The 1,993-nt window shown below is 55.6% G+C and carries 2 protein-coding genes; both read left to right on the top strand.

The genetic code is table 11. The features are described from left to right. Positions 1–270, top strand: a 270-nt coding sequence (locus VGK48_02110; protein HEY2379953.1) for an arylsulfatase, incomplete at its 5' end; no start/stop codon positions are given. Positions 271–283: 13 nt separating this feature from the next. Further along, positions 284–1,789: an arylsulfatase gene (locus VGK48_02105; GenBank protein HEY2379952.1), complete on the top strand. Its 1,506-nt coding sequence runs from the start codon at positions 284–286 to the stop codon at positions 1,787–1,789. Positions 1,790–1,993: the final 204 nt, after the last annotated feature.

Raw genomic sequence — 1,993 nt, 5'->3', positions numbered from 1 at the left:
AAGGGTGGCATGGTCGCGTTGTTCGTGAACGACAGGAAAGTGGGTGGAGGTCGGATCGACAAGACCGAATCAGTCCGATTTTCGGCCAACGAAACGTTCGATACTGGCTTGGACTCGGCCTCTCCTGTCAGCACAGAATATCAGCCGCCATTCCGATACACCGGTACATTGAAGAAAGTGGAGATCGACGTCGCGCCAGCACAACTCAGCGCAAGCGATCAGGAGAAGCTTCGCGAGGAGGAACGTGAAGCGGCGATGACCATCGAATAGAAGGGAAGCGAGGATGAAAGCCACGCTTGTTATCTATTCGTTAGGTATCACGCTTATGGCGATTAAAACGGTTGAGGCACAGTCTCCTCCGCAGCCGACTGGTTCTAGCAGGAAGCCCGCCACCGCCAAGACTACGGCGGGTAAACCGAACATTGTTTTCATCTTGATGGACAACCTCGGCTACGGAGAGGTCGGCTGTTACGGAGGTGGCATACTTCGCGGCGCGGCAACACCGCGCGTCGACAAGCTTGCGACTGAGGGCACGAGGCTTCTGAACTTCAATGTCGAGGCGCAATGCACCCCAAGCCGCTCCGCCCTCATGACCGGACGCTTTGCCATTCGTTCTGGCACGCACTCGGTTCCAATCGGCGGCGGACTCGAAGGACTCACGCAGTGGGAAGTAACTATCGCGGAGTTACTCTCAGGTGCCGGTTATGCCACAGGCCATTTCGGCAAATGGCATCTCGGCAGTGAACAGGGCCGGTTCCCTAATGACCAAGGCTTCGATGAATGGTATGGCATCCCGCGCACCACGGACGAAGTTTTCGCGCCTTCAGAGCCCGCCGCGAAAGCGGCGCGCATCGCCTTCGAGCACATCATGGAAGGCAGGAAGGGCGAGAAGAGCCGAGAGCTTCAGGTGTATGACTTGGAGCAGCGCCGCCTCATCGACACCGAAATCACGCGGCGGACGATCGATTTCATCAAGCGCAGCGCACAATCGGGCAAACCATTTTACGCCTACGTTCCATTCACGCTCGTCCATTTCCCAACTTTGCCGAACCCGAAATTTGCAGGCAAAACAGGATTCGGCGACTTCCAGGATGCGCTTGCGGAAATGGACGCGCATGTGGGCGAAATCCTGGACGCGATCGATCAACTGCACATTCGCGATAACACCATCGTCGTCTTTACGAGCGACAACGGTCCGGAAGCAACGTGGCCGTGGCAAGGATCATCCGGTCCATGGCGCGGTTACTACTTTACGCACATGGAAGGCTCCCTCAGAGTACCGTTCATTATCCGCTGGCCCGACCATGTCCCGGCTGGTCGTGTTAGTAACGAGATCGTCCACGAGGTGGATACCTACATGACATTCGCGAAAATCGGCGGCGCATCTGTGCCACAGGATCGTCCCATTGACGGAGTAGATCAGACCGATTTCCTACTTGGCAAATCCGAGAAATCCAATCGCCAAGGGTTTCCGGTTTACGTGGCCGATCGCCTGGAAGCGGTCAAATGGAAGAATTGGAAAGTGGTTTTCTACGACGAAGAGCGAGACTGGTGGACGCCGCCCACAAAGCTTGGCAACCCAAAGGCGTTCGATCTGATCACTGACCCGAAAGAAGAATACCCACAGACGGGGTTACGAAGCTCATGGATCGCCGGGCCAGCGATGAAGGTTGCGACCGAGTTCGAGCAAAGCCTGAAGAAACATCCGCCGATCGCGCCCGGCACGGCGGATCCGTACATGCCGCCGAAATTACCACAACCCAGCAAAGAAAACCCAAAGAAGCAATGAAGCCTCCTTCTATCGCGAGACCATCAAACGAAACGCAGCGGCATGGGGAGAGATCATTGGAATGAACAAGATAATACTGCCTCCTGATGTCGAGTTTCACGAAGACATCCGTCTGCTCGTTTATAGACCGCGCGGTTTGGTGAACAAGGCGGCTGTTAACAAAATCATAAGTGTCGTCGGAGAACTCGAGACCACGTTGAAGGA

The organism is Terriglobia bacterium (assembly GCA_036496425.1).
Classification (GTDB): domain Bacteria; phylum Acidobacteriota; class Terriglobia; order 20CM-2-55-15; family 20CM-2-55-15; genus 20CM-2-55-15.
Note: the sequence above shows the minus strand (reverse complement) of the source record. Positions and strands in the feature narration are given on the sequence as shown.